Here is a 24,505-nt window from a genome sequence, read left to right as displayed (position 1 = left end):
TGGTTAATCAACAGACGTGTTACTATATAGTAGTTTTTAATTCAATTTACTTATTAACAGTTATTAATTAGAAGTAACTCTTTCTCTACACTTCTAACTAGAAGATTTTGCAAAAATCCAATAAGCGACTTCCAATAAATAATATATAGATTGAAAGGGTCTGGTTCGTCTATATATTGCACTTTGGAGCGACTGGAATCGAATTTTGTGAAATCCTTACTATAGAGAGGTGTAATCATGTCTGAACTTTTAGATTTAGTCGGCACACGCATTCGGGATATTCGGAAGTCCAAAGGGCTTTCCCAAGAAGCTTTAGCCGAAAAAGCAGGCTTCAATTCGAGCTATATCGGTTTTATTGAACGCGCAGAGAGAAATATATCTTTGAAAAATCTGGAGAAAATAGCGAAGGCATTGAACGTGGGCGTTTATCAGTTGCTTACATATGTAAAGGAAAATGATGAGCTTGCCGAAGAAGATTCGAGTATAAAAACCATTTTGACTCTGCTAAGAACGCGTGAATCCAAAGATACTGAGCTGGCATTGAAGATTCTTACGGACATATTTGCAAGAATTGATGAGCATTAACCCATAAGTAGCTACGTTCGCATTCACTGGGTGTCAGATCGGTGATTACTTACTCCAGGTACACGAAATCCCCCCAAGGAGGGGGGATTCTTTGAAAAAGTTTACATAAAATGATCGAGAATAATGCTCATTTAAAGATTTTGTTATACAGCTTTATAATTAAGTATGAAAGTACAAAGCAGAATACAAAAGAACCCAGAAAGTCACCCATACCAAAGAAGTAGTTTTCGGCCTCTATACCCATTCTAAATACATTTTGACTACCTGTTACAACCTGAGCTGTACGTAAAGTCAGAAAGGGAAACAGCAACCCATAACTATACTCGTTGAAAGGGCTTCCTGATTCGGGGCTACTCGATCCTTGAGGTTCATATGTCGAAGGGTATATGAATGAGGCCATCATAATTAGAAATGCTAAAATCCAATACTTTTTGGTTTTGAGAAAATTCATGAATCACCTGCCGTAAAGGTTTATTAATAATTGTGTATGCTGTCCTCAAATAATACTGTAATGTCCTGAGAATAACTGAGTGGTGTACCTTTAATCCCCCATGTTAATAAGCCTCTGGCTGTGATATCAGCGCTATTCCCGAGAGCCCTAACATCTCCATCAAGATGTTTCCAGTTGTTTGCGACAGCTATGCCCGTTTGCCAACTGGTAAGCACTTTCCCTCTCATAAATAAGCCATCGTACTTTCTTCCATCACTTGAGTCCCCGATTAAAATGTTGTACTGAATATGCACATAACACCAACCTAACGATGGGACACCGGTCCATACTTCAGCTTCCCTCTTATTGTATGTCTTGTAATTTGGTTTTATGATGCTGTCATTCTCAGGTATCGTTTTGATATTGACCAGCTTGGTTTCAATTGCAGATTTATCTACAAAAAATTGAGAAAGGTATTGTTTCAAATCTTCATCGCTATAATTCTTGATTTTAGCTGCATACTCATCAGTCAATAATTCTTGATCAAAACGAAGAGCTCCTTCATTTGACTTCTTTGCTTCATTCAGCTCTATAATCGCGTTGTTGAGCCTTTTAGCAATCTCATCTTTGTTATAAACACTGTCCATTAATCCACTTGATAAGTTGTTAGAAGAACTATTATTTATATTTATAGCCTCATCTGCAAAAGCCATTGTGGGTACCAACATACTACTTGCCAGCATACCTGCAATAATTCTCTTTTTCATTTTTTTTCAATCTCCTTTAATTTTTCTGTGTGAACACCTTGTATTCAACACATACTCATTTAACCATTATTATCCACATGATGAAATAGTCCATTAGTACCAATATGTTCCACGAAATTAATGTAATAAATTGTTGAACATCCGATAATCATGTCATTTTATGACTTACCACAAAAATATGCAAATAAAAGAAGCCGGGCAATAACACGACTTCTGTTGGAGTTGCAACCATTTTTCGCCCTCTACGACAACGCCAGCATTGCTTGCATATCTTCCTCTGCCGTAGTAATCAGCTTTAAGCCAAACAGCTCTACCAGCACATCCAGCACGCCAGAAGAAATAAATTCGGGCGGCTTCGGCCCGATGCGGATATCCTGAATGCCAAGGCTGAACAAGCCTAGCAGGATGGCAACAGCTTTTTGCTCAAACCAGGACAACACAATGCTGACAGGCAGCTCATTCACCGTACATCCAAAAGCATCCGCTAACGCCAGAGCGATTTTCACCGTAGAACCGGAATTGTTGCATTGCCCCAGATCCATATAACGCGGAATTCCCGTGTCCCCCACGGTGCCATAGTCCACGTCATTAAAGCGGAATTTCCCACAGGACGTGGTTAAAATAACGGTGTCGTTCGGCAGGGAAGTGGCCAGCTCTCGGTAATAGTTGCCGCCTTTGCCTGGTGCGTCACAGCCAGCAATAACGAAAAAGCGGCGAATATGTCCGTCTTTAACCGCCTGAATAATCTCGGGAGCGAGTCCGATAACCGTCTCGTGATGATATCCCGTCGTAAGCACCTGCTCAGATTCTACATCTGCGGGTGGCAGTGCCAGCGCGCGCTCGATCAACGGTGCAAAGTCGTCGTCCGTAATCTTGGCGACGCCCTCCAGCCCGGCTACTTCATAAGAGAAAAACCGATCTGCATACGTGCCTTTAATCGGCATGACGCAGTTCGTCGTGGCGAGAATCGCGCCCGGAAATTCCTCGAACAGTCTGCGCTGATCGTACCAGGCTTTGCCGATATTGCCTTTCAGATGTGCATATTTCTTCAACGCCGGATAACCGTGGGCAGGCAGCATTTCCGAGTGGGTATAGATGTTGATGCCCTTACCTTCGGTCTGCCGCAGCAATTCCTCCAGCGCATACAGATTATGTCCGGTCACGACGATACATTGGCCTTCAATTTTATTCTGGCTGACAGTAATCGGCTGTGGTATGCCAAAACGATCCGTATGCGCATGATCCAGCACATCCATAATCCGTACGGCTGCATTTCCGACCTTCATCGCCATGTCCAAATGCTCTTGTACATTAAAGTTGGAATTGGTTAAGGTCATATATAACGCTTCGTGCGTAATACGATCCACCTCTGGATCGCTATAGCCCAACTGACGAGCATGTGTCGCATAGGCCGCAATGCCTTTTAACGCAAAAATCATCGTATCCTGCAAGCTCGCTATCGTTTCATTCTTGCCGCACACTCCAACTACGGTACATCCGCCACTCGGCGTCTGTTCACACTGATAACAAAACATATCGTTTTCCTCCAAATATGGATAGGTATTTGTTCGTTATCCACAGCGTAACAGACCCCTAAGCGCACAGGTGTGATTACACACACATTTTTCAGCTCACTCCTGATCCGACGCGATCACAGCCATTCCACCGCCTTTGCGATACTGAACAGGGGAAACACCCATGGTCTTTTTAAAAGCGGTGCTAAAATAGTGCTGACTGTCGTATCCCGTACGTTCTGCTATATCATAGATAGACAGCGTGGTAGAATCCAGCAGTTGCACCGCCTTGCGGATACGGGCGCGCGTGACGAGGGTCACGAAGCTGTCGTTTAGCTCTTTTTTGAGCACACGGCTGAGATACACGGCAGATACCTGTAAACGCGAGGCGAGGGATTCCAGTGTCAGCCCCCGGTCTGCAAAGCCTTCCTGAATAAGCTGTCGTGCCCGGCGTACGAGTGGAGACAGCTGCGATTCGCCGTACACACGATCACGACAGGCTTGAAACGCATCAACCGCACCTGCCAAGCCCCCGGCATTTCGTTCCACATGCGTATGAACCGCTATGTTAAGGTAGCGACCAATAGCCTGCTCCATCGTTGCGCCGATGGCTTCGGGTGCCTCCTGCCACAAGCACATGCCGATCAGCCCGTTTGCATCGCGGAACAACACATGCGGCAGGCCCTCCAGCAGCTCGCCAATGATATTTTCAGCGGCAAAAAGAAACAGCTGGCGATCATTCTCGCGCATAATCGTTTGCCGAGCCTCTGCCGCAGGCCACCGCACCACGCCGATCTGAACGGGTGAACGGGATGGAAGACGTAAAAACGCCAGTTGCTCCATCACGTCCTTTCCCGTGTTCTGCCCTTCCAGCCATTCCAGGCAAAAGCGCTGGCGCAGCAGCGGAATATTCCGCTCAATCTGCCCGGCGGCCTGTTCTACATAGGCGGCACGCTTACGCTCTTCGTCCAGCCGCCCGCCGAGCCGCGACAACGCAGCGTGAAGCTGCTCCGCATCGACCGGCTTCAATATATAATCCTCCACGCCAAGTCGGACAGCCTCCTGCGCATACGCAAATTCATCATGACCGGAAATGATCAGACAACGACATTCCGGGCGTTCTTCCCGCAGCCGCCGGATCAGCTCAATGCCGTCCATGAACGGCATATTCATATCAACCAGCAAAATGTCGATGCCAAGCTGTACCGCCAGCTCCAGCGCTTCTTCGCCATCCTCCGCCTCACCCGCAACCTCCATGCCGAGAGCCGTCCAGTCTACGCAATCTCGTATGCCCTCACGAATGATCGGCTCATCATCTGCGATCAGTACCTGGTAACGTTTTGCCGTCATCATCGTCACTTCCGTTAGGGTCTTGTCCGTCAGACTCGTCGTTGTCCAGGTGCCGATGGTGTGTGATTTCATCATCCTGATCCGCTCCTTTATCATGAGGCTTCGTCCATTGTGTCATATCCCGCAGCAACGGATGAATGATCGTAACGCAGGTGCCTGCCCCCTCTTCACTGTCCAATACAATTCCATATTCCTCACCAAAAGATAGCCGTATACGCGCCTGTACATTCAGCATGCCATAGCTCCTGCCGTTCGCATTCACACTGGCTCCACTTGGCTTCTGTTGTCCATCCATCGAGTCCAGCGGTGCTTCCAGCAAATGCCGCAGCTCCCGCAGCCGTTCCACCGTCATCCCTGCACCATTATCACGTACCGTCAGCAGCAGCTTATCTCCCTCAATCCGCGCCTCTACCCCAATCGTGCCGGGTCCGCGTCTGGCCTTAATGCCATGATAAATGGCGTTTTCCACCACAGGCTGAAGCATGAGCTTCAACACGAACAGCTCCCCTAATTCCTCGGGTACGCTTAATTCCCAGCGAAGTCTGTCACGATACCGGGTTTGCTGAATTTGCATATAGCTTGATATATGCTCCATTTCGCTGCGTAGCGGAATAAAGTCATCCCCCTTACTCAACCCGAGACGAAACAATCTGGATAGCGCCCCCACCATGTCGGATACGTCATCTGCCCCGTTTTTACGAGCCATCCAATGAATCGTATCTAAAGTATTGTACAAAAAATGAGGCTTAATATGCTCCTGTAGGCTACGCAGCTCGGCATCCCGCTTCTGGCGCTCCCTTAGCTCGCTAAGCGACATCAAACGGCGAATTTTCGCCAGCATCCGGTTGAAGCTCCTGCCGAGCATCCCGATTTCATCCCCGCGGTCACTCCATTGGCGAACCGTAAGGTCCCCCGTCTCTGCTGTCCGCATATAGGACATCAGCCGGAAAATCGGCTGTGCAATCGAACGCGACAGCCTTAAGGATGCCGTCAATCCGAACAGACATACAATGAAGACAAAGGAAACGACGTAAAATTGAATTTGTCGTACCTCCAGTGTTGATTCCCGCGCCGGAAATACACCCACCGTTCTCCAGCCCGTAAACTCGGAAGCCCGGAACATGAACAGCAATTCCCTTCCTCCAGCTTCACGAGTAAACATCCCGTTGTCACCAGCCCCAAACCATTCCGGGGGAATACGCTTGATCAGCGGCATATCCGGCATATACACGCTACGTCCCTTGGCATCTGTCACCATTAAATATCCTGTTTTGCCTAGAGTTACATCTCTGGCAGCCTGCGACACGGCCCGTAGCTTGAGATCAATCATAATCACGCCCAGCACACGTCCAGTCTGCGAATCCGTCACCGACCGGACGACAGACACGATTTCGCTATCCTTGTACTGAACATGAGTCGTCACATTACGATGGCTCGGCTGTCCCAGTACAGTAAAAATACCTGCATGCTGCACCGCCTGTTTATACCAGTCTTCTTGGGTCAGGCTGCGCGTGCTTCGAGCATACATTTCGTTACTCATATAGTCGCCGTGTTCGTTCACGATCAGAATACCCGCAATCTCGGGATATAACGTGGTAAAGCCCTGCAAAAATTGCTTCATCCCATACAGCGTATCCTGTGCCCGTTCCCCCTGTTGTTTCTCCTGCGCAACCGACTGCGCTCCTGTACCCGTGTGACCATCAGCGAGCGTCCGTCCTTGCCAGAACTCCCCGATATCCGGGTTAAAGCCAATCAAATACGTCATGTTCTGCAAATTTTCCATTTTGGTATCCAATGCCTCATTTACCTTGCCAATGAGCTGCATTGTATGGTTTTCCACCTGCCGCTCAATAATTCGTTCCACCGTCCAGTTGACCAGCAGGCCCAATCCCAGTGACGGTACGATGCCAAATAACAGGAATAACAGCATAAGCTGATACCGCAAAGGCATATTGCGCAAGCGCAAACGCTGCATCCTTTGATCCAACCATGCGCGTATACGCTTCCATCTCCGCTGATTATCATTTTGCATAATAATCATCTACATTCGCCCGTGTGACGACGGATATTCCTGTGTCCACCCGTACGGGCAGCGGGGCGTTGTCACCGGAGGAGGAAGGAGCGGGAATCGTCAAATGATGATGCAGATGGAACAGATATTGAAGCGACCAATAGCCCATATTCCACGTTCCCTGAGCAATGGTTGCCGAGATCGTCCCTCCACGGATCATATCCAGAGTCGCTTTATTCGTATCAAAAGAAATAATTTTCAGCGGACGACGGCTCTGTTGGCTCAATACCGCCTCACCGACACCTGTTCCTCCCGTCGCCTCAGTCACAAAAATCCCCGCCAGCTTCGGATACGCCTTCATCAGCCGCAGCGACTCATCCCGGGATACCATCGCGTCACCGCGTCCATCTGCCACTTCCACCACCTTCATGGCAGGATATTGTCGCTGAATGGTGTCACGAAAGCCACGGGAACGCTCCTCATGATTTTGCTGACCGGGTAACGTCAGAACAGCGACTTCGCCTTCCCGTCCCAGCAGCTCTGCCATTTTGTCCGCAGCAGTCACACCCGCCTTGTAATTGTCCGTCCCCAAAAAAGAATACGCCCGGCTGCCCGGCGCCCCTGCATCGAACAGCACCACAGGGATGCCCGCGTCCAGTGCCTTATTAATCGCCGGGATCAGCGAGTGTGGATCAATCGCGGAAATCGCAATCCCTGCGGGCTTCCGGGCAATCGCCTGCTCGATCACGGTCGTCTGCTCCTGCGCATCATAACGGGTAGCCCCCCGATACTCGACGGTCACACCCATCGCATCCCCGGCATCCTCAAAGCCCTTAAGCCCGCTTTTCCAATACTCCAAACCGGACTGGAACGTAATCATGATATACGTTTCTCCAATGCTGCCGCGTAGCCCTTTTTCCTCCCAGGTTCCGTTCAACGGCCCGGATTGTTCGTACCTGAACACATACAAAGCAAAGGCCGCAATCAGCAAAATATATACCAGCAGTGTTTTTTTCATCCTTCCTCCCCCCCTTCTGTACCTATCCCAAAGTTGTGAATTTACTTAGATTGTAAACGCAATCATATCAAATGGGAACTACCTCCACTCCTCCAACTTTCAGGTAGTGTTAATCCTGCACTAATGTTTCTGCGTTACAATACCTAAATTGTATTATGAAGAAGGTATACGATTTCTTTGGGAAAAGGAGTGATAGGGATGAGCAAGCCGCGTATCGCGGAGTGGACAGAACTGCGGGGTCTTGCCTACCTCGCTGTCGTGCTTCAGCATTGCATTGGTGAATATATTTACCGCAGCGATATCCAGCAGCCGGATTCCGTTATGCTCGCGATGCTGTATCATTTGACACGCTTTGGCACACCGACATTCGTTTTCCTGTCTGCGGCGCTGCTTTTTTATAACGGCAATAAACCCATTAGCTATCCTCGTTACATAGGCAGGCGGTTTCGGGATATTTATGTTCCATTTCTCTGCTGGACGATCCTGTATTGGATATGTAACCAGAACTGGTCAACGGCACAGTGGGGAAATATTTATTTTTACAAGGGCATGTTCGAGGAAATGATTATACCTGTCAGCGGATATCATCTATGGTTTGTGGTGATGATTTTTCAGTTTTATATTTTGTTTCCCTTATTTGCAAAAGCAGCCGGGCATGTACAAACGTTCCTCCGTCGCTACAGCACCAAAAAACGCAAACAGCTCGTTCTGATTGTAATGCTGACAGCAGCGGCGGCCTATGCTCTGCTCCTGCAATGGTCCTACTATGACATGTCTGCGTGGAGCACCAGGTTACCTTCCCTTTGGCAGACTCTGCTGGATTACCGCACCTACAACTTTGTCATGTACTTTTTCTATTTTATGCTGGGCGCGGTATGTGCCTATATGACGGACACGTGGCGGGGACTGGCTAAGCAGACGTTGCCGTGGAATGTATTTGTCTTTATTGGTCTGTTCATGCTCATGGGTCACACGATGCTGATCCAGTCGGGCGATACGATGAATCTGAATATTTCCACCTATCTCAAGCCAAGTACCTTTGTGCTGATTGTCTCACAGTTGCTTTTGTTATATGGACTGCTGCTCCATTTGCAAAAAGACCAGCGCTCCGAGCCGTTCCGCCGCATACTGAACTGGATCGGACGTTATTCCTTCGGGGGATATCTGGCTCATGCGCTCGTGCTGGCCTTCATATCCTACTTCACCCGCCCGCTTTCATTGGGCGATCATCATTTTACGGCAACACTGCTTACGTTTGTCGTCGTGGCAAGCGTGTCTCTCGGCATTAGCTGGCTGTTCGCCCATCTGCCGGGAGGCAACTGGATAGTCGGCTCCAAAGGCAAACAGCGCTTGACCTGGCCGTTTCGGTTTCAGCCGCTTTCCTCCAAGCGCACTTCCAAAGGCACGCAGGAGCTTGGCTCATAGAAAAAGAGATGCTACAACACTAAAAAAGGCCGACACTTGGCCGACCTGATCCATCTTCAATACAACTATGAGATAATTATAATTCTCCCCGTGAAGTACCTATACGAACTGCGAGTTCACCAGACATGTAATCATTACCTGAGGTAAGGCTTACATAAAACTTACCGGTAGACCAAGCATTCGAGCTAACTTCACTATAAGTCTGGCCAGGTTTTACAGTTCCAGAAAGCTTCTGCGTACCTGATGGTGAACCTTGATTTACGGAAAACTTAATTGGTTGGTTGCCGTCATTACGTATCCACACCTTAACATATCCATATCTTGAAGGAATTTCAAAATCCTCTGTAAGCTCTGTATTACGAAGAGTTCTATTGACCACCGATTTGGTTTCCTGAGGAGTAATAACATGATCTCCCGTTTTTGGCGTATTCACAGCTGTTGATTCATTTGCAGACTGAGTCACTTGTACTGAGTCTGATGTAGCTGGGGCTAGATCGGTCGTAGCTGCGGCAGAAGCAGTTAATGGAATGGCAACGGCTAAAGACATAACAGATAATAATGAAGCTTTTTTAATCCTTCTCATATTCCTAGCCTTCTCTCTCATGAAATTGTGTTGTACCTAAACTGATTTCAACTCACTCTAATTAAATGGAATGAATAATAAGTGACCACCTCTTTCCAAGACAGGAATGGTCTTTATTAATCAACTCCCAGTATGTATAAGCTCCAATTATGCTATATGACTAATAAAGAATTTCCAAAAGTACAGCAATATCATTTAGCAGCTATACTTTCTACAATTATATGTCTTATTTTACATTATAAATTTGTTGTCATTTTTCAATAGGAATTTGGACAATCGTACCCATCGCTATACAAAGTGTGTATCTCCCCAATTCAATAACATATTATTACATGTGTATGTACATGTATTTTATTTTTAAATTAGTCATTATATAGAATAATGAAAAACGTTATGTGGGAGAAGTCACTGTTTTCAATAAAAGGAATGGGGGGATGGACTGAATATAGCATCGTCGTTGTCAATGTTTTGGATCTAACCATAGTGAGGTAGATTTCTGGTGAAACATACGGTTGTACTGATTAATCAGTTCATCCAAAAGCATAGACTGCTCAAGTACACAAGCGTGTCCGAAGCCATACTCTTCGTAAAGATCATGCAAGTGTTGTCTGGCGTATTCCATCTGTTGAATTAACGTTAACGTTTCATCCCTGTTCATCCTGCATACCTCCTAGTGAATCTCATTTTAGGAGGTAATGAACAAATACTTCATATCTTTTTTTGAGCCAAGAAATTACAAAATAATCCAGAAAAAGACCAGCAATAAGCTGGTCTATTGTAATGAATATGAAGATGATTAATTGGATCAAGATCCACCAATGTGTCCATTAGTTTGGATTATTCCATAGCTTGGGTTCCCTGCTTGCACTGGTACTGTGAATACCAGAAATAAGCTAGTTACCATCAAGAAGAAAACCGTCCTTTTGATCATTTTTTTCCCACACCTCCTCATAAATAGATTGGAACTGAGCCTGTGTTTCAGGAGCCGCATGTGTTTTGAAATGAAAAAATAATCCAACACAATTGGCAATAAGTAGTGCATGATTAATTGTAACAGCTTTTTCAAAAGCGTTTATTAAACAATTGAAACCATATGGATATCTACCTTTATTTAGGCTGTACTTAGCCATTTTGTACCAAAACCGTACGTATTCTTCCGGTAAAACTTGTTGTGTATACATGTCAGAAGAAGACGGTTCCTGATAAGCTGCAATTTGAGACTCAAAACGCTGTAGAATATGGTCCACATTCACATTGTATCGGTTGGCTACTTCAAGGACGTTCAGTAGCTCGGCAAAAATCTCTTTTTCACCAGCTATGTACTCCACGTAATCCGACAGGACGCTAACATCTCCAGACATAAGTCTGTTTACGTAAGTATTAATTTTCGCCCATTGCTGATATTGCTTCTTCCAATAAAGCGTATCAGGGTCCTTCTCCTTCACCCAACTTAGATCGGTATAACGACGAATGTGTTTTAATGCCTGTTCATGATCTCCTTTTGCATCGCAAGCAGTAGCACACAGAAGTTCTGCGTAAGCTATGTATACAAACAGCGGCCTACTTAGCTTTTTTCGTGGCTTTGTCCCTTTTCGCTTGGAGTTGTGAGCCCAATTATATTGGAGCTGTCCCATTCGACCCATTCGGTGTGCAAATTCTTGAACCTTGTCCCACAGGCTTAATGATCTGTACACGTTTGCTAAATCTTTTAAAGCATCTAATTGCTCTATCTCGTCCAAGCGATCAACAAAAGGGGCAAATTCGGTGGCAGCTTGAAGATTGACAGTTCTATCATGCCCGATATTGATTTGGAACAGGCGATACTGGCAGATCGCCAATCGCTCTGAATGCTGGTGCTTCTCACTTTCAGCCACCTTCTTGTACAGGTATGCCGCTGCTTCATTGTAGCCGTCTTTGTACACATTTTCTGCAACATCAAAGAGCGACGGCGGATAAGTAGGGTTATCCAACAACAGAACTACAACTCGCTGCAAGCAGTCCAGTCGCCCTAGCTCAATGCATCGGTATAGGAAGGGACAGATCTTTTTCCAGTTGAGTGGAGATTCTTCAATACACTCTTCAATGTAACGTTCGTAAAAATAATCCAGTGGTAAATTCATGCCCGCAGTAATGCAATCCAATTGGTGAACAGAAATAGAACGATTGCCCGTCACAATGCTACTAACTGTACCTACATTTAAATCAATAATGCGACCAAACTCGGTCATAGTTAAGCCTTTTCGTTTTAGATAGGTTTGAATTTCTGCTCGTATCGTAGGTGTGATTTCCATGGATAAACCACCCTTTCAGCTTTTTCATAGGATTCCAATTTCAAAAAAAATTATAGTTTGGGAATGTATAGTAAAATCTATCATTTTGTCTATCCATGACAATACCATCTTTTGGCACAAAAATAAATACTATTATTTTATTGCTTTTTATCTTTTTAATAGGAGAGTATTGGATGATGGCTGTAAAAATGACAAGGAATTTAGAAGCTTTTGGTAGACTCGTAATTCCCAAAGAAATACTCATAACCTGTGATATTTGCGCAAATGATGCTATAGAATTTTTCACAGATGAAGAAAAAGGTATCCTATCCCTAAAAAAATACATTGGTCAGTCTTGTAAGTTTTGTCAATCTACCGAAGAATTAAGTTACTTTAAGGGTTCTCTTATATGTACAAGCTGTAGATATGTGCTCAAGAGTCATCCAAAGCCCGTGTAAGTCAGCTCATACCAAATATTGTTTGATCAGACAGGTGACAGTTAAGAAAATAAAAGGAGAAGATCACTTGAAAAATACAGGTATGACACGTCCCTTGGATACGTTAGGCCGGATTGTTGTTCCTAAGGAAATGCGAACCATTATGGGTATTGATGTTGGCGATCCTTTAGAATTTTATGTAGATGTTGAAACTGGATTTTTGAGTATGCGCAAGTATGTTGGAGTCGCCTGCAACTTGTGCAATGCGGTTGAGTCTTTAACCTATTTCAGAGGTTCATTTTTATGTAAGAAATGTATACACGACCTGAAAGGTAACATAGGTGTGAGTCCAATACCTGTTCCTGTTGTTAAGAAACCGTACAAAGAAAAAAGAGCAAATCGGTCGTCTTCAAAAGAATTGGCTGCACAACTACGAGGACTCATGAGAGAGCATCCTACAGCCAAGCAAGGCGACTATGCCAAATGGCTTGGCGTGTCACAAGGCCGTATTTCACAGCTTAAAAAGCTGTTATAGGCATCGCTCAGCATTATCCACATTTTAAGGGTGATATGAACCGTGCAAGTAATTTTTTAGAAAACTTAAAAAAATACGAATGACTCGTTGTATTTATCGACGCCAAATTGCCTATCTAAGTGAAGAGCGAAATTGATACAAACACCACAAAAGAATGTGGAGCCGTTCTGGTGTTTGCTACTCCATCAAATTCACTCTCAATAAAACAATTGGAGGCGTCTAACAATGGGTTTTCACATTCTTGCTAATTTTCCGGCTAATCGGGATTATAAAGGTATTCTGAAAGTATACAACGACAACGGTACACTGGTATTTGGTCCTGTCGAAGCTTTGGGTCGCGGGTCAAATGATGAAGCGAACGGTGGCGACCATACCAACTGGAAGCGTAAAAATGCAGATATTCCTACTGGTGTAGCCAAATGTAAAGTTTATGCTAAGGGTTCTTCGGAGTATTCTTACGGTCCCTACAAACGTGTATGGCTAAATGAAGCAGTCAGTGGGAATTTCTTAATTGCTGCACAGAACGGTCGGGATGAGATTATGATCCATGGTGGAGATCCTGCTCCAAGCTCTTCTGCCACTTGGTATCCATTACGCCCAACCTATGGCTGTATCCGACTCTCGAATAGTAATCAGCAGGCACTGATTCAAATCTTGGAGGCAAACGGAAGTTCCGGAAAAATTACAATTTCCGAGGTTTAAAAAAACAGGGCGGGAGCAAATCCCGCCCTTCTTGCTTGTCAATTTACTTGGTATTTATCAAGCTTTAACCATTGTTGAAATTCTTTTTCACTTATTTTTTTAACAGTCTTCACTTTTTTAGTGATCATAGAGTACGTATACAGTCTTTTTTGATCGGATGGATGTTCACTTATATAGTTCAATTGATCCCCATTTTTATTCCATAAAATCAAACTTGTACTAATGTAATCTGTTTCTCTAGGTAAAAAAGTAAACGTACCTTTGGGGGAATCGTAAATGGCTATGGAGCTTCTGGCAGGATCTCCGTATGAGAAAGCCAGTTGATCTGCTTTTGGTGACCAATTATAGGAATTTATTGTTTCAATATTTTTCTTGCCAGCAGCGCTTAAATGGTCATTTAATATTATATGCTTTCCATTTTTCATATCTATTAGCAGCACCGTCTCCCCTGCGCTACGTCGTGTTTGTATAGCGAGCCAATCATTTGAAGGTGATACTGAAATACTCGATATATCACGCAGCTTATCATCAAAACCATCTGTTTTGATTGTGTAGACCTTTTCCCCTTTTTGGATCGTTATGGATGTAATAACGCTTTTTTCAGAGCCTGGTACATTTTTTAGCTCTGTTTTTTTCGCCGTTACCGTAATATTCTTTTCTTTCCAAATCACTTGGCCTTGGCTCTCGCTCTTTTTAAATTTTGCTATCGACTGATATACTGATGGATTTTGGGTTCCTGCATTAGCCATAGAAATACCACTTAAGCTGCCCACAAGCACTATGCTCGACAGGAAAGCAGTAGCATATTTTGCTCTAAAATTCTTCATTGGAATAGCTCCTTTAAAAAAAGTATTGACCTACAGATATTTAGTGCCACAATTTGTTCCAATCCTTTCCTAAAATGATATCTATATACATAGACGATCAAATCGAAATTTTGTTGCTTTCCTCAAGGATTTTACAGATAAATTTTGGATGGAGCATGGCGGATATGTGGAGGATATCATCTGCTGAGGGCAGTCATAACCGCTGCCTTACTCTGACGGAGAGGGGAATTTTAACTTAGTTTTCATTCACCGAGGTTGAGGGGGTCCCTGGCTCCCGCTTCAATTGGGCTTCATGTGGAGCCACGGACTTACGGTCGAATGTAATCGGGCCTTTACGGTTCACGAGTCGTTTCAGATCGACGGTCATTTCATTTTTCAGCTTGTTAATGAGCTGTTCCTCTTTGATCCCTTTGCTTTTAGCAATATCGGCCAACGATTTGCCTTGTCCCAGCTCATTCTCCAACCGGGCAGGAGTGATACCCAGAAGCTTGGCGATTTTCTCGTTCAGATGGTAATTCCAGCCGCCTGGCCCTTTACCATGTCCGTGTCCATGTCTATGAACATGTCCTTGGCTTGATGCGTTGGGAGCAGGAGCTTGCAATGGGTTGCCCGGTTCAGTACCGGAAGCTCCGGCTGCCCCCGCAGTCCCATACATCATCACCCCTCCATATAGAATAGCAGTGGTCAATTTCCATTGGTTTTTCATGATGCAGACCCTTCTTTCGTCCTTTTTCTACTATATTTTCTCTTTCTGCTTTTTTTATTCACTCTACAGATGCTCGTAAATTTCTTAATGTAAAAATAACAAAATGTTGAAAATTGCAATCTGTTTTATAATGGCGGGTAACAACTAGATATCGCTATAAAATTATCTATAAGAGATGCAGGTGATAGCGATGGAATGGTATTTTGCATACAAAGATGAATTGGAAATTGTTTTCCGTCAAGCGGAAGAACGGACAGCCGCGTTTCCTGCTCCATTTCAGAGTCAGGGCTTGGACTATCTGGCCCGTTTTAATCCGTTAAGGGAAGACAGCACGCGCAACTACATATGCTACTTGCTTCCGTTCTGGCTGCAGGAACTCACCGGGCTGGCTCCCGAAATTTGCCGTAAGCTGTCACTCGGCAACGTGTTCGTCATGGCTCATTATTTGATTCAGGACGATGTGATGGACACAGCGGCAGACAACCGCAAAACGCAACTCGCTTTAAGCCAATTGTTCTATACCGAATGCTTGGACATATACCGGGACCTTTTTCCGGCGTCCTCTCCTTTTTGGACGTATGCCCGAACGTATATCGGTGAATGGGCCGTTAGTGTGACATCTGAGGGTGCAAAGGACTTTTTTCAGGGGGAACGACATCAGGTGGCGCTGAAAGCCAGTCCGTTAAAAATGGCTGGCACGGGCGCTTTGCTGCTCGCTGGGCGGGCCGATCTGATCCAGGCCATTACAGACATGACAGATACAGCGCTGGTTGTACTTCAAATGTCGGATGACTGGGCGGACTGGGCGGAGGACGTGGAGGAAAATAGCTACAACTGCCTATTGTCCCACATCAGCGCCGAGCAGAAGACGGCTTATCGCGAAGGACTGGGACCAGAGCAGATTCGGGAGGCGATTTATGTACGCGGGGCGCTTGCCAGTTACGTGAGTATTGCCGATCAAGCGGTCCAGCAGTTGGAAAATCTGGAGCCTGACATCCCTGGACTGCGTATGTTCACACGTTCTATCGCAGAAGAGCTGGGTGAAGAGGCGGCAGAAATTGAAGCCGGACGTTCACATTTGCGAAGAGGCGGACTGGATTTCTGGCTCTCCAAAAATATGAAACAATGCTAGATTTTTACGAGTCTTTCGTGGTATACTGACTAGGTAAATATAACCAATTGAATGAGAGGGTGATTTTTGGTGGCTACTGAAGTTCTTCAAACACAGGTCATTCAAAAAGCGTGGGAGGATGCCAGTTTTAGAGAAAAACTGATGACAGATCCCAAGTCTGCAATCCGTGATGTGTTAGGAGTCGTTATCCCCGATCACATCCAAATCAAAACATTAGAGGAAACACCCGATCAATTTTATCTGGTCATCCCTCCAGACCCTTCAGGTGTGCTCGCTTCATCTCAAAAACCACGCTCCATGTGGTAAATTTGTTTTTGTAGGCTTACTGGTTTTATAATCGTCACACCATGCGGGTGGGTTCGGCAAGCTTCCTTCCATTTTCCCTAGCACAAAAAGCCGGATATTATCCGGCTACAGGGAAGCGGATGGTCGCTTCTGTTCCCACCCCTTTTGCACTTGTAAAAGAAATTTTGCCGTTCATCGTTTCAATAATCCGAAAGGTCACCATCATACCTAATCCTGTGCCTTTGGTCTTATTGGAAAAGTAAGGCTCACCCAGTCTGGACAAGGTCTGCGCGTCCATTCCTTCGCCATTATCCCGAATATGAATAACAGCTTCTCCGTTTTCCACATAGGCCCATATATGAATATGACCCTGATCTCGCAAGGCTTCAATGCTGTTTTTAATAATGTTGATGAACGCCTGCTTGAACTTGGAGGAATTCCCGCGCACTTTGATTTCCTGGGGAATATCCAAAGAAATTTTGCCGCCTTGCAAATTAGCCATCGGACTGATGATTCCTTCAATATGCTTAAATTCATCCAGGATGGACAAGGTTTTGGTTTGCTCAAATTCAGGCTTGGCAAATGTCAGAAAATCAGTGATAATCCCGGAGGCACGATCCAGCTCTTCCAGCGCGATTTGCAGATAGTCTTTGTTTTTTCCATCCTCCTGCTTGCTCATCAACTGGAGAAATCCACGAGTAACCTGAAGCGGATTGCGTACCTCATGAGCTACAGATGCAGCCAGATCGCTAATAATCTCCATTTTCTCCGAACGCTGGAGCTCATTATTGAACATCTCTAGCTCTCTGGAATACCGAACCACCTGCTTATGCTTCTCTGCCAGTCTTCTGCCCAGAATCGCAATCAGTGCCAGCACAAAGCCGAATACGCCCCATTTCCACATAATCATATTGTAGTGTCCGTCCCTGACGAAGAACCAGGTCAGTTCACCGATGGAAATGACTGCGAAAAATGCAAAGCCTATGGATAAAATAATCGCTTCGTGATCTCCCTTAAGCGCCATGCGAATCGAAGCAAATACCAGCAATACAAGTAATGCCACGAGTAAAACACACAGGATGGTTACACTGAAAAAATAATATATATTGTTTAACCGTTCCTGTACCCCTAAATTCACAATCATCATTGTAAAGCAAAATAAAGAGTAAAATGTCAGCACTTTTCTAAATTTGCGAATCAGTATGATCGAGTTAATATTTTGTTCAAAAAAGTAAGCTAATGAGGGTAGCAGAATAAACAACCCTACATCAAAAAGCTGTAAATAAAGCTTGCCGTAGCTGCGATAGAACGTATACAGGAAGGGTGAATACGTCACGATCATCAGACCAATAGACAGCACGATTGCGCTGAGGGACAGCCACATTGCCATGCTTGGACGGAACAGAAAAAATGAGCAGATCAGCAGCACCAGAGCTATAAATATAAAGGTACTGCCCAGTACGATATCCAGAACATCCATTCTGACCAAGGTTCCCAGCAAATCACGATATTCACCAGTCATCACATTTCCCATAATGCCCAGTCTATTCTTGCTGCTTTCCGTCCATATGTATAATGTTTTACCGCTGTCTTCCGGTTTAAGCGGGATCAGAATACGATTATTTTCATAATTGTACCCGCGATAGGACTCATAAAAATTGATGCCGTCCTTATACAGCGTAATATGTCTGCCATAAATATTTTCAAAAAGCACCGCTGGCGTTTCATCATTCAGCGTTGGGAGCTGAAGGCGAATCCAGGCAGAGCCAGTATTTGCGGGCTGCCTGAACAACGCTGAATCATCATTAATATGCATCCAAACTTTGCTTGGGTCCTGCACCTCATCGAGTGATCCATCCTCCCCTTCCACTCCCCATCTCATATCCCAGGAGGATATCCGGGTTTCCATTTCAGGGGTCGTTTTGGCCGCATACGTGGGTAGGCCTATCGACAACAGTATTACAATGACCGCCAGCAGGGCGGCGACAGCTTTGGGCACAAGCCTCATGTTAAGCACCTCAAAGTTACATAGTAGGATTCACAAAAATGTATGTTGTTTATCATTTTTCAACGTCTTGGAATAATATTATTCTATACGATGATGTTCATACCTTCTTCATAAGAAGGGTATCATGTTCTTTCCACTCATTTTTTGTCAAATCTTATTGATTATGATCATTTCCTGTCCTCTTATCATATCATAGCAGTTACCGAAAAAAACGTTCATTGGGAATGGCAACATCCCGATTTCGCATGATTTTAACCTCGTACACACACACTAACCCAAGGTTTGATCGTTCTGCCGTTTGGGTAAGGTCGGAATAAGCAATAAACGAACAAAGGAGCTGGAGTACGATGGCAAACCGAGATCATATAAATGATGAGCTTCATGACAACGATTTTGAGCCTTCCCTACAAAATGCAGAAAAGAATTGGGAAAACCTGACCGAAGGACCGGATACTCCACTGGAAAACGTTCCCGATGCCGATGATTTTTCCCCCGACAGCCCCATTGACCCTTCCGCTCCAGCGGAATTTCTACATGGCACGGATTTACTGAATGGTGCCGATGGGGATGAAAATGACGAAAGGAGTTGAGATCCGTTATGTATAAAGATCCCATGTCTCAGGCAGATATGGCATACAAACGCTACAAAGCCTTGAATCCTGTGGAAGAGGATGACCGCAGGTCTGCGGACAAGTCCAATACAGATGATACCGAGCACTATCTTGTCGAAAACATTCCGCGAGGCGTCGCATCGGCAAAGCCTGTACCCAACGACCAGGCATGATCAGGGAACACATATGGAAGTAAATAGGGTGTCTCCGCAAGTCATACAGTTGATGAATGGCTTGCTCGGAGGCACCCTATACTCCTTTTTATGTAGAGTTGTAGTGACTTAGTGATCGGTATGAAACGGATTTCGCCATTCCATCAAGGCCGCATAATTACGCGATTGTTCATCATCCAGATAATCAGGCATGATACCAACAGGCACCCGCCCGCAACGAAGCAGGAACGTTAACACCGGGTCCTTGAGCTCTCCGGATACTACTGCATCTACATACGCTTCTGCGCTTAACTGGTCTGTATGATGCTGATAACCGGGCATACGTCCCGCGCCCAGCAAACGATCCACTCCACGCTCAATGACAAGATGGTATAAGGAGAAAATCAACCACTTGCCCAGCCCCAGTCTACGATAAGCGGGACGAACGGCCAAGTCGATCACATACAGCGCGTTACCGTCCTCACGATGGGTACGAATATAACCATCGTCCGCAATTTCCTCCCATGTATGCTGGGGATGCTCGGGATCATAATGCATCAGCAGGCTGGTCACCGAACCCGCCAGTTCCCCTTCAATTTCCACACACAGCGCTCCGTCTGCAAAATGCTCAACCTGACTGGCAATCTGCTCCCGGCTCCACAATAGCTCCTGCGGATAGGGCGGCGGAAAGCTCTCCTGCTGAATACGCAGCAGCCCCTCATAATCGGCTATGGAATAATTACGGATGACCGCCCGCAGCGGGCGATCTCCGTCAAAGACAAACCATTCTTTGCGATACATGACGACCTTCCTTTCGTTAGCTCCAGTCTGTGTACAAATCCGTACGGCGGTCACGCCATGTGGTCACTGATCCGCGCTCACGCACATCATACAATAGCTGCAAATCCAGATCGGCGGTGACGATCATATCGTTGTTTAACTCACCTTCTACCATAATGCCGCGTGGCGGAAATGGAATATCATTTGGTGTAATGACTGCCGCCTGTCCATAGTTGGCCCGCATAAAATCAACCGTAGGCAAAGCGCCTACAGTGCCTGTCAAAACTACATACACCTGATTTTCAACCGCTCTGGCGTGGCTTGTATACCGTACCCGGTAAAAACCGTGGCGATCATCCGTACAGGATGGACAGAAAATGATATCTGCTCCCTTCGCCTTCGCCATGCGTACGATTTCGGGAAATTCAATATCATAGCAGGTCAGCATCGCTATTTTACCCTTGGATGTCTCAAACACATTTAGCCCCTCGCCGGGAGCCATATTCCATTCGTGCACCTCAGTGGGTGTGATGTGAATTTTGTCCTGAGTGACTACACGTCCGTCCGGGTAAAACAAGTGTGCCGTATTATATAAACGTCCGTTTCGCTGCACCACATGCGTACCACCGATAATATGCATCCCCGTCCGGCGGGCGAATGAAGTGAATAATTCAAGATAGCGATCTGTAAAATCCGGCAGGTCGTTAATGGTCAGTGCCTTGCCTTGACGGTCACCAATCGACATGAGCTGGGTCGTAAAAAACTCGGGAAACAGAACAAATTCCGCACCAAATTCCTCGGCTGTTTTGATATAATGCTCCGATTGAAGGGCAAATTCCTCGAACGAATCAATCGTATGCAGATGGTATTGAACCGCCGATACTCTGATTTTGCTCATAATTCCTCCTTGTACATAACGTCTTTTAGATGGCAAGGGATTCCCGTTGCTGTTCACATTATAACCGATTCAAAACCGGGCGAGAACCGAACCTGACAAACAGGTCTTGCCTTCTGCACCTACTTTGTTTAAAATAAGGACAACTCTTTTGAATCACATGAACAAAGACATGGACGGAGATAAGTAAACGTCTACCGGATTTCCACAGAAAGGTACGTATTGCTGAGAGCGTACCGAAATCCCGCGTTGAAATTCACTCCCGAGTCGAGCCTTGAACCAGCATAAGATTCATTTCTTATCTGCATTAGAGGTTTCCGGAAGCCCCCGTTACGGGCATCAAGCTCAGAGGTTGCTACTGTCGTCTAGAATGACGTTGACGACTTGTATGTATACTTCTGTAATTAGGGTGGTACCACGGCATTCGTCCCTTGCGGCGAGTGCCTTTTTGTGTTATTTTCTGAAAAAAGGTCTATGGATTGACAGAAAAAACAATTTTTATTCGTGAAAGGATGTTATGTATGTCGACAAATGAAAATTCTTTGGAGCTGCTGCGGGAACAGCTCGATGCTACCAACCTGCAATTGCTGGAGCTGCTGTCGCAGCGTGCTGAACTGGCTGGACAACTTGGTCAATTAAAGGAAGCTCAAGGGGTGCCTGACTTTGATCCGGTGCGCGAGCAGCAAATGCTGGACAAGCTGATCGCCGCGAACCGCGGACCGTTCGACGACGCTACGATCCGCCAGCTGTTCAAAAATATTTTCAAGGCTTCGCTGAACTACCAAAAAGAAGAACACAAAAAGCATCTGATCGTCAGCCGCAAAAATCAGCCGGATAGCACGGTCATCAAGGTGAAGGACACGCTCGTTGGTGGCAAAGCCTCCGTTATGGTTGCAGGTCCCTGCTCGGTGGAAAGCTACCAGCAAACCCGTGAAGTCGGGGAAGCTCTGAAAGAGGCAGGCGTTCCGATTCTTCGTGGTGGCGCGTTCAAGCCGCGTACGTCTCCGTATGATTTCCAAGGGCTGGGCATTGAGGGTCTGCAAATTCTCAAACGTGTAGGCGATGAGCTGGGACTGGCTACAATCAGTGAAATCGTCGACCCAAGACATTTGGAGGAAGCGATCCAATACATCGACATCATTCAAATTGGTGCGCGTAACATGCATAACTTCGAGCTGCTCAAGGCTGCCGGCGAAACAAGAACTCCGATCCTGCTCAAACGCGGACTTGCTGCTACAATGGAAGAATTCCTGCACGCCGCGGAATACATCGTTTCCCGTGGCAATACGCAAGTCATGCTGATCGAACGCGGTATTCGTACGTATGAGAAATGGACTCGCAACACGCTGGACATTTCCGCCGTGCCGATTTTGAAAAAGGAAAGCCATCTGCCTGTTCTGGTCGACGTGACCCACTCTACAGGACGTAAGGACATCCTCGCTCCTTGTGCCAAGGCCGCACTTGCTGCTGGGGCTGACGGGATCATGGTGGAAGTCCATCCGAACCCGGCAGTCGCTTTGTCTGATGCCCAGCAACAGCTGAATATTCCTGAATTCCACAACTTCCTGTCCGAAGTAAAAGAATCGGGTTTGTTCAAAGTGAACTAAATCGCTTTCATTTTCTCGGATTATGATGTAATATCAAATCAGGATTGTGACTGATAATGCAGGCAAAACCTAAATACATGTATGCTCAATTTCTTTTTGACGCATAATGTATTTAGGTTTTTTTATACCTAAAACTAGATATAAAACCATCCATGTATATACAGTCTTAATCCTAAAAAAACATCATGTGTACGTTCAGGAAGGGGAAAAGAAAATGAGAGAAAGAAAATGGTTAAACGTTTTCCTATTAGGTATGATATGTATGTTGGTCATCAGCGGTTGCAGCGGCGGAAAAGCTCCTGCTGTTGCAAAGGATGAAAAAGCTGCTCCAGCCAAAGAACAAGTGGACAATAAAGTAGAAGCTAAAGCGACGAAGGCTAGAACCGTTATTACAACCGATGGAGAAGTCGATGATATGAATTCAGTTATTCGCTTCCTCCTCTATTCTAATGAAATGGACTTGTCCGGTATCGTACTGACCAGTTCCGTGTACCATTATGCAGGTGATGAAAAAGCAGGCATAAAGCCATTCAGATGGACTGGAACTCAATGGGTAACGGATATGATCGATGCTTATGGAGAAATTTACCCTAATCTAACGAAACAAGCCGAAGGATATCCAAAGCCTGAATATATTAAAAGCGTGACCAAGATCGGCAATATTTCATACAAAGGTGAGATGGACAAAGAAACAGAAGGATCTAATTTCCTTAAAAATCTTTTCCTGGATAATGACAAAAGAGATTTATATGTACAAACCTGGGGTGGCACAAATACGACGGCCAGAGCTTTAAAATCCATTGAGGACGAATACAAAAATACAGCTCAATGGGCTGATATCCAAAAAAAGGTGAGCGATAAGCTCGTTCTTTATATCATTTTGGATCAGGATGACAGCTACAATAAGTACATTGCAAAAAATTGGCCGAACATCAGAATTATCAATGATCAATCTAACTTCTGGCATTTTGCATATGCTTGGAAAATGCACACGGAAGAAGTCAACAGCAAGCTACATGGGGATTGGAACTTCAAAAATATCCAAAATGGTCACGGCAAATTGCTCGATATGTACGCTTTGATGGGCGATGGAAAAATGATTCCCGGTGAATTGGCTGAAGAACAAAGAGGCAGTGAGGCTTATTTAAAGAAAAATCCACAATATGATAAATATGATTTTATCTCTGAAGGAGACTCTCCATCATTCTTCTACCTGATTGATAACGGTCTGCGGAGTATGGAAAACCCAACCTATGGTGGCTGGGGCGGTCGTTTCGGTGTGGTTAACGATAAATTGTTTAGAAATACCGTGTTAGACTATGATGTGTATACGAAAAAATTCGAGGCGGAATATTCGCTGATGAGATGGTTTGATGATATTCAAAATGACTTTGCAGCTCGTGCAGATTGGGCGATTGCATCGGACTATAAAGATGCCAATCATAATCCAACTTTAAGCATTAAAGAAGGATTAGATGTAGCAGCTAGTCCTGGAGAGAAAATAACACTGCATGCAGAAGGATCAGACCCGGACGGCGATCAATTAACCTACAAATGGTGGAGATATTTTGAAGCCGATACGTATGAAGATTCTAAAGTAAAACCCGCGGAAGTGAAGCCTGAATTGCTGGGTAACATGCAGCTTGGACTTCATAGAGAGGTCGCCAAGGGTGAGAAATTAAATACGATTGACCTGCAAGGCAACGATACAAATACGGTAAGCTTTACAGTTCCCGCAGATGCCAAGTCTGGAAATACGATTCATATCATCGCAGAGGTACAAGACAATGGAAAGCATCAGCTAAAACATTACCAACGTGTGATTGTAACTGTAAAATAACGGACGGAACGTCCAATCGAGTAGGAGGCTACCCA

The 24,505-nt window shown here is 45.3% G+C and carries 24 protein-coding genes and 1 other annotated feature; of the genes, 11 read left to right on the top strand and 13 right to left on the bottom strand.

Features of this window, described 5'->3' with window-relative positions; genetic code table 11:
* Positions 1-237 precede the first annotated feature (237 nt).
* Positions 238-585, top strand: a complete 348-nt coding sequence (locus ACIFQM_RS24210) for a helix-turn-helix domain-containing protein (protein ID WP_430040908.1) — start codon at positions 238-240, stop codon at positions 583-585.
* Between the two features lie 474 nt (positions 586-1,059).
* On the opposite strand, the gene ACIFQM_RS24205 is transcribed toward ACIFQM_RS24210, so the two are convergent.
* The 5 genes from ACIFQM_RS24205 to ACIFQM_RS24185 form a co-directional block, all read right to left on the bottom strand.
* Positions 1,060-1,782, bottom strand: a complete 723-nt coding sequence (locus ACIFQM_RS24205) for a hypothetical protein (RefSeq protein ID WP_430040907.1) — start codon at positions 1,780-1,782, stop codon at positions 1,060-1,062.
* Positions 1,783-2,024: 242 nt separating this feature from the next.
* Positions 2,025-3,317, bottom strand: a complete 1,293-nt coding sequence (gene hcp / locus ACIFQM_RS24200; RefSeq protein WP_430040906.1) for a hydroxylamine reductase — start codon at positions 3,315-3,317, stop codon at positions 2,025-2,027.
* 96 nt (positions 3,318-3,413) lie between these two features.
* Positions 3,414-4,649 carry a response regulator gene (locus ACIFQM_RS24195; protein WP_430040909.1) on the bottom strand — a complete coding sequence of 412 codons (1,236 nt, stop codon included), beginning with the start codon at positions 4,647-4,649 and terminating at the stop codon, positions 3,414-3,416.
* Positions 4,609-6,687, bottom strand: coding sequence for a cache domain-containing sensor histidine kinase (locus tag ACIFQM_RS24190; protein ID WP_430066309.1), 2,079 nt, complete (start codon positions 6,685-6,687; stop codon positions 4,609-4,611). Before ACIFQM_RS24190 ends, ACIFQM_RS24195 begins: the two co-directional genes overlap by 41 nt.
* Positions 6,668-7,675: a substrate-binding domain-containing protein gene (locus ACIFQM_RS24185; protein WP_430040904.1), complete on the bottom strand. Its 1,008-nt coding sequence runs from the start codon at positions 7,673-7,675 to the stop codon at positions 6,668-6,670. Before ACIFQM_RS24185 ends, ACIFQM_RS24190 begins: the two co-directional genes overlap by 20 nt.
* 198 nt (positions 7,676-7,873) lie before the next feature.
* Between ACIFQM_RS24185 and ACIFQM_RS24180 the strand changes: the two genes are divergently transcribed.
* Positions 7,874-9,100, top strand: coding sequence for an acyltransferase (locus ACIFQM_RS24180; RefSeq protein WP_430047187.1), 1,227 nt, complete (start codon positions 7,874-7,876; stop codon positions 9,098-9,100).
* A 76-nt stretch (positions 9,101-9,176) separates the two neighbouring features.
* Here ACIFQM_RS24180 and ACIFQM_RS24175 read toward each other — a convergent pair whose 3' ends face one another.
* The 3 genes from ACIFQM_RS24175 to ACIFQM_RS24165 form a co-directional block, all read right to left on the bottom strand.
* The gene (locus ACIFQM_RS24175; protein WP_430040902.1) at positions 9,177-9,683 is read right to left on the bottom strand and encodes a hypothetical protein; all 507 of its coding nucleotides are present in this window, start codon (positions 9,681-9,683) and stop codon (positions 9,177-9,179) included.
* 460 nt (positions 9,684-10,143) lie between these two features.
* Entirely contained in the window at positions 10,144-10,341 is a 198-nt protein-coding gene (locus ACIFQM_RS24170; protein ID WP_430040901.1) for a Spo0E family sporulation regulatory protein-aspartic acid phosphatase, read from the bottom strand.
* 235 nt (positions 10,342-10,576) lie between these two features.
* Positions 10,577-11,974: a helix-turn-helix domain-containing protein gene (locus ACIFQM_RS24165; RefSeq protein WP_430066307.1), complete on the bottom strand. Its 1,398-nt coding sequence runs from the start codon at positions 11,972-11,974 to the stop codon at positions 10,577-10,579.
* Between the two features lie 173 nt (positions 11,975-12,147).
* Here ACIFQM_RS24165 and ACIFQM_RS24160 point away from each other — a divergent pair, with 173 nt between their 5' ends.
* From ACIFQM_RS24160 to ACIFQM_RS24150, 3 genes are all read left to right on the top strand, one after another.
* Positions 12,148-12,411, top strand: a complete 264-nt coding sequence (locus ACIFQM_RS24160; protein ID WP_430047185.1) for an AbrB/MazE/SpoVT family DNA-binding domain-containing protein — start codon at positions 12,148-12,150, stop codon at positions 12,409-12,411.
* Positions 12,412-12,478: 67 nt separating this feature from the next.
* Positions 12,479-12,925: an AbrB/MazE/SpoVT family DNA-binding domain-containing protein gene (locus tag ACIFQM_RS24155; RefSeq protein ID WP_430040898.1), complete on the top strand. Its 447-nt coding sequence runs from the start codon at positions 12,479-12,481 to the stop codon at positions 12,923-12,925.
* 225 nt (positions 12,926-13,150) lie between these two features.
* Positions 13,151-13,627: a L,D-transpeptidase gene (locus ACIFQM_RS24150; protein ID WP_430040897.1), complete on the top strand. Its 477-nt coding sequence runs from the start codon at positions 13,151-13,153 to the stop codon at positions 13,625-13,627.
* Positions 13,628-13,665: 38 nt separating this feature from the next.
* On the opposite strand, the gene ACIFQM_RS24145 is transcribed toward ACIFQM_RS24150, so the two are convergent.
* A complete protein-coding gene (locus tag ACIFQM_RS24145) occupies positions 13,666-14,454 on the bottom strand; it encodes a hypothetical protein (RefSeq protein WP_430040896.1) in 789 nt (262 codons plus the stop codon).
* A 235-nt stretch (positions 14,455-14,689) separates the two neighbouring features.
* Positions 14,690-15,160, bottom strand: coding sequence for a hypothetical protein (locus ACIFQM_RS24140; protein ID WP_430066305.1), 471 nt, complete (start codon positions 15,158-15,160; stop codon positions 14,690-14,692).
* Between the two features lie 190 nt (positions 15,161-15,350).
* On the opposite strand from ACIFQM_RS24140, the gene ACIFQM_RS24135 reads away from it, so the two are divergent.
* Complete coding sequence (locus ACIFQM_RS24135) at positions 15,351-16,292, top strand: hypothetical protein (protein WP_430040894.1); 942 nt, start codon at positions 15,351-15,353, stop codon at positions 16,290-16,292.
* A gap of 69 nt (positions 16,293-16,361) precedes the next feature.
* Positions 16,362-16,598 (top strand): NHLP leader peptide family RiPP precursor, encoded by a 237-nt coding sequence (locus ACIFQM_RS24130; protein ID WP_014280157.1) that lies wholly within the window; start codon positions 16,362-16,364, stop codon positions 16,596-16,598.
* A gap of 97 nt (positions 16,599-16,695) precedes the next feature.
* On the opposite strand, the gene ACIFQM_RS24125 is transcribed toward ACIFQM_RS24130, so the two are convergent.
* Positions 16,696-18,585, bottom strand: coding sequence for an ATP-binding protein (locus tag ACIFQM_RS24125; RefSeq protein ID WP_430040893.1), 1,890 nt, complete (start codon positions 18,583-18,585; stop codon positions 16,696-16,698).
* 347 nt (positions 18,586-18,932) lie between these two features.
* On the opposite strand from ACIFQM_RS24125, the gene ACIFQM_RS24120 reads away from it, so the two are divergent.
* Both ACIFQM_RS24120 and ACIFQM_RS24115 read left to right on the top strand, forming a co-directional pair.
* Positions 18,933-19,175, top strand: coding sequence for a hypothetical protein (locus ACIFQM_RS24120; protein ID WP_430040892.1), 243 nt, complete (start codon positions 18,933-18,935; stop codon positions 19,173-19,175).
* Between the two features lie 8 nt (positions 19,176-19,183).
* Positions 19,184-19,369, top strand: coding sequence for a hypothetical protein (locus ACIFQM_RS24115; RefSeq protein ID WP_430040891.1), 186 nt, complete (start codon positions 19,184-19,186; stop codon positions 19,367-19,369).
* 108 nt (positions 19,370-19,477) lie between these two features.
* On the opposite strand, the gene ACIFQM_RS24110 is transcribed toward ACIFQM_RS24115, so the two are convergent.
* A complete protein-coding gene (locus ACIFQM_RS24110) occupies positions 19,478-20,149 on the bottom strand; it encodes a GNAT family N-acetyltransferase (protein ID WP_430040890.1) in 672 nt (223 codons plus the stop codon).
* 16 nt (positions 20,150-20,165) lie between these two features.
* On the bottom strand, positions 20,166-21,026 hold the full coding sequence (locus ACIFQM_RS24105) for a carbon-nitrogen hydrolase family protein (RefSeq protein ID WP_430040889.1): 861 nt from the start codon (positions 21,024-21,026) through the stop codon (positions 20,166-20,168).
* A gap of 161 nt (positions 21,027-21,187) precedes the next feature.
* Positions 21,188-21,458: a binding site (T-box leader), on the top strand.
* Positions 21,459-21,544: 86 nt separating this feature from the next.
* On the opposite strand from ACIFQM_RS24105, the gene ACIFQM_RS24100 reads away from it, so the two are divergent.
* Positions 21,545-22,630, top strand: coding sequence for a bifunctional 3-deoxy-7-phosphoheptulonate synthase/chorismate mutase (locus ACIFQM_RS24100; RefSeq protein ID WP_430040888.1), 1,086 nt, complete (start codon positions 21,545-21,547; stop codon positions 22,628-22,630).
* Positions 22,631-22,844: 214 nt separating this feature from the next.
* Complete coding sequence (locus ACIFQM_RS24095; protein ID WP_430040887.1) at positions 22,845-24,470, top strand: nucleoside hydrolase-like domain-containing protein; 1,626 nt, start codon at positions 22,845-22,847, stop codon at positions 24,468-24,470.
* Positions 24,471-24,505 lie beyond the last annotated feature (35 nt).

This window comes from Paenibacillus sp. NRS-1782, from assembly GCF_050467685.1.
In the GTDB taxonomy this organism is placed as follows: domain Bacteria; phylum Bacillota; class Bacilli; order Paenibacillales; family Paenibacillaceae; genus Paenibacillus; species Paenibacillus terrae_A.
Note: the sequence above shows the minus strand (reverse complement) of the source record. Positions and strands in the feature narration are given on the sequence as shown.

What these genes read in the sequence shown, in the direction of transcription:
- ACIFQM_RS24210 (WP_430040908.1), top strand. Translation starts at nt 238, where the DNA reads ATGTCTGAACTTTTAGATTTAGTCGGCACACGCATTCGGGATATTCGG.
- ACIFQM_RS24205 (WP_430040907.1), bottom strand. Translation starts at nt 1,782, where the DNA reads ATGAAAAAGAGAATTATTGCAGGTATGCTGGCAAGTAGTATGTTGGTA.
- hcp (WP_430040906.1), bottom strand. Translation starts at nt 3,317, where the DNA reads ATGTTTTGTTATCAGTGTGAACAGACGCCGAGTGGCGGATGTACCGTA.
- ACIFQM_RS24195 (WP_430040909.1), bottom strand. Translation starts at nt 4,649, where the DNA reads ATGATGACGGCAAAACGTTACCAGGTACTGATCGCAGATGATGAGCCG.
- ACIFQM_RS24190 (WP_430066309.1), bottom strand. Translation starts at nt 6,687, where the DNA reads ATGATTATTATGCAAAATGATAATCAGCGGAGATGGAAGCGTATACGC.
- ACIFQM_RS24185 (WP_430040904.1), bottom strand. Translation starts at nt 7,675, where the DNA reads ATGAAAAAAACACTGCTGGTATATATTTTGCTGATTGCGGCCTTTGCT.
- ACIFQM_RS24180 (WP_430047187.1), top strand. Translation starts at nt 7,874, where the DNA reads ATGAGCAAGCCGCGTATCGCGGAGTGGACAGAACTGCGGGGTCTTGCC.
- ACIFQM_RS24175 (WP_430040902.1), bottom strand. Translation starts at nt 9,683, where the DNA reads ATGAGAAGGATTAAAAAAGCTTCATTATTATCTGTTATGTCTTTAGCC.
- ACIFQM_RS24170 (WP_430040901.1), bottom strand. Translation starts at nt 10,341, where the DNA reads ATGAACAGGGATGAAACGTTAACGTTAATTCAACAGATGGAATACGCC.
- ACIFQM_RS24165 (WP_430066307.1), bottom strand. Translation starts at nt 11,974, where the DNA reads ATGGAAATCACACCTACGATACGAGCAGAAATTCAAACCTATCTAAAA.
- ACIFQM_RS24160 (WP_430047185.1), top strand. Translation starts at nt 12,148, where the DNA reads ATGATGGCTGTAAAAATGACAAGGAATTTAGAAGCTTTTGGTAGACTC.
- ACIFQM_RS24150 (WP_430040897.1), top strand. Translation starts at nt 13,151, where the DNA reads ATGGGTTTTCACATTCTTGCTAATTTTCCGGCTAATCGGGATTATAAA.
- ACIFQM_RS24145 (WP_430040896.1), bottom strand. Translation starts at nt 14,454, where the DNA reads ATGAAGAATTTTAGAGCAAAATATGCTACTGCTTTCCTGTCGAGCATA.
- ACIFQM_RS24140 (WP_430066305.1), bottom strand. Translation starts at nt 15,160, where the DNA reads ATGAAAAACCAATGGAAATTGACCACTGCTATTCTATATGGAGGGGTG.
- ACIFQM_RS24135 (WP_430040894.1), top strand. Translation starts at nt 15,351, where the DNA reads ATGGAATGGTATTTTGCATACAAAGATGAATTGGAAATTGTTTTCCGT.
- ACIFQM_RS24125 (WP_430040893.1), bottom strand. Translation starts at nt 18,585, where the DNA reads ATGAGGCTTGTGCCCAAAGCTGTCGCCGCCCTGCTGGCGGTCATTGTA.
- ACIFQM_RS24120 (WP_430040892.1), top strand. Translation starts at nt 18,933, where the DNA reads ATGGCAAACCGAGATCATATAAATGATGAGCTTCATGACAACGATTTT.
- ACIFQM_RS24115 (WP_430040891.1), top strand. Translation starts at nt 19,184, where the DNA reads ATGTATAAAGATCCCATGTCTCAGGCAGATATGGCATACAAACGCTAC.
- ACIFQM_RS24110 (WP_430040890.1), bottom strand. Translation starts at nt 20,149, where the DNA reads ATGTATCGCAAAGAATGGTTTGTCTTTGACGGAGATCGCCCGCTGCGG.
- ACIFQM_RS24105 (WP_430040889.1), bottom strand. Translation starts at nt 21,026, where the DNA reads ATGAGCAAAATCAGAGTATCGGCGGTTCAATACCATCTGCATACGATT.
- ACIFQM_RS24100 (WP_430040888.1), top strand. Translation starts at nt 21,545, where the DNA reads ATGTCGACAAATGAAAATTCTTTGGAGCTGCTGCGGGAACAGCTCGAT.
- ACIFQM_RS24095 (WP_430040887.1), top strand. Translation starts at nt 22,845, where the DNA reads ATGAGAGAAAGAAAATGGTTAAACGTTTTCCTATTAGGTATGATATGT.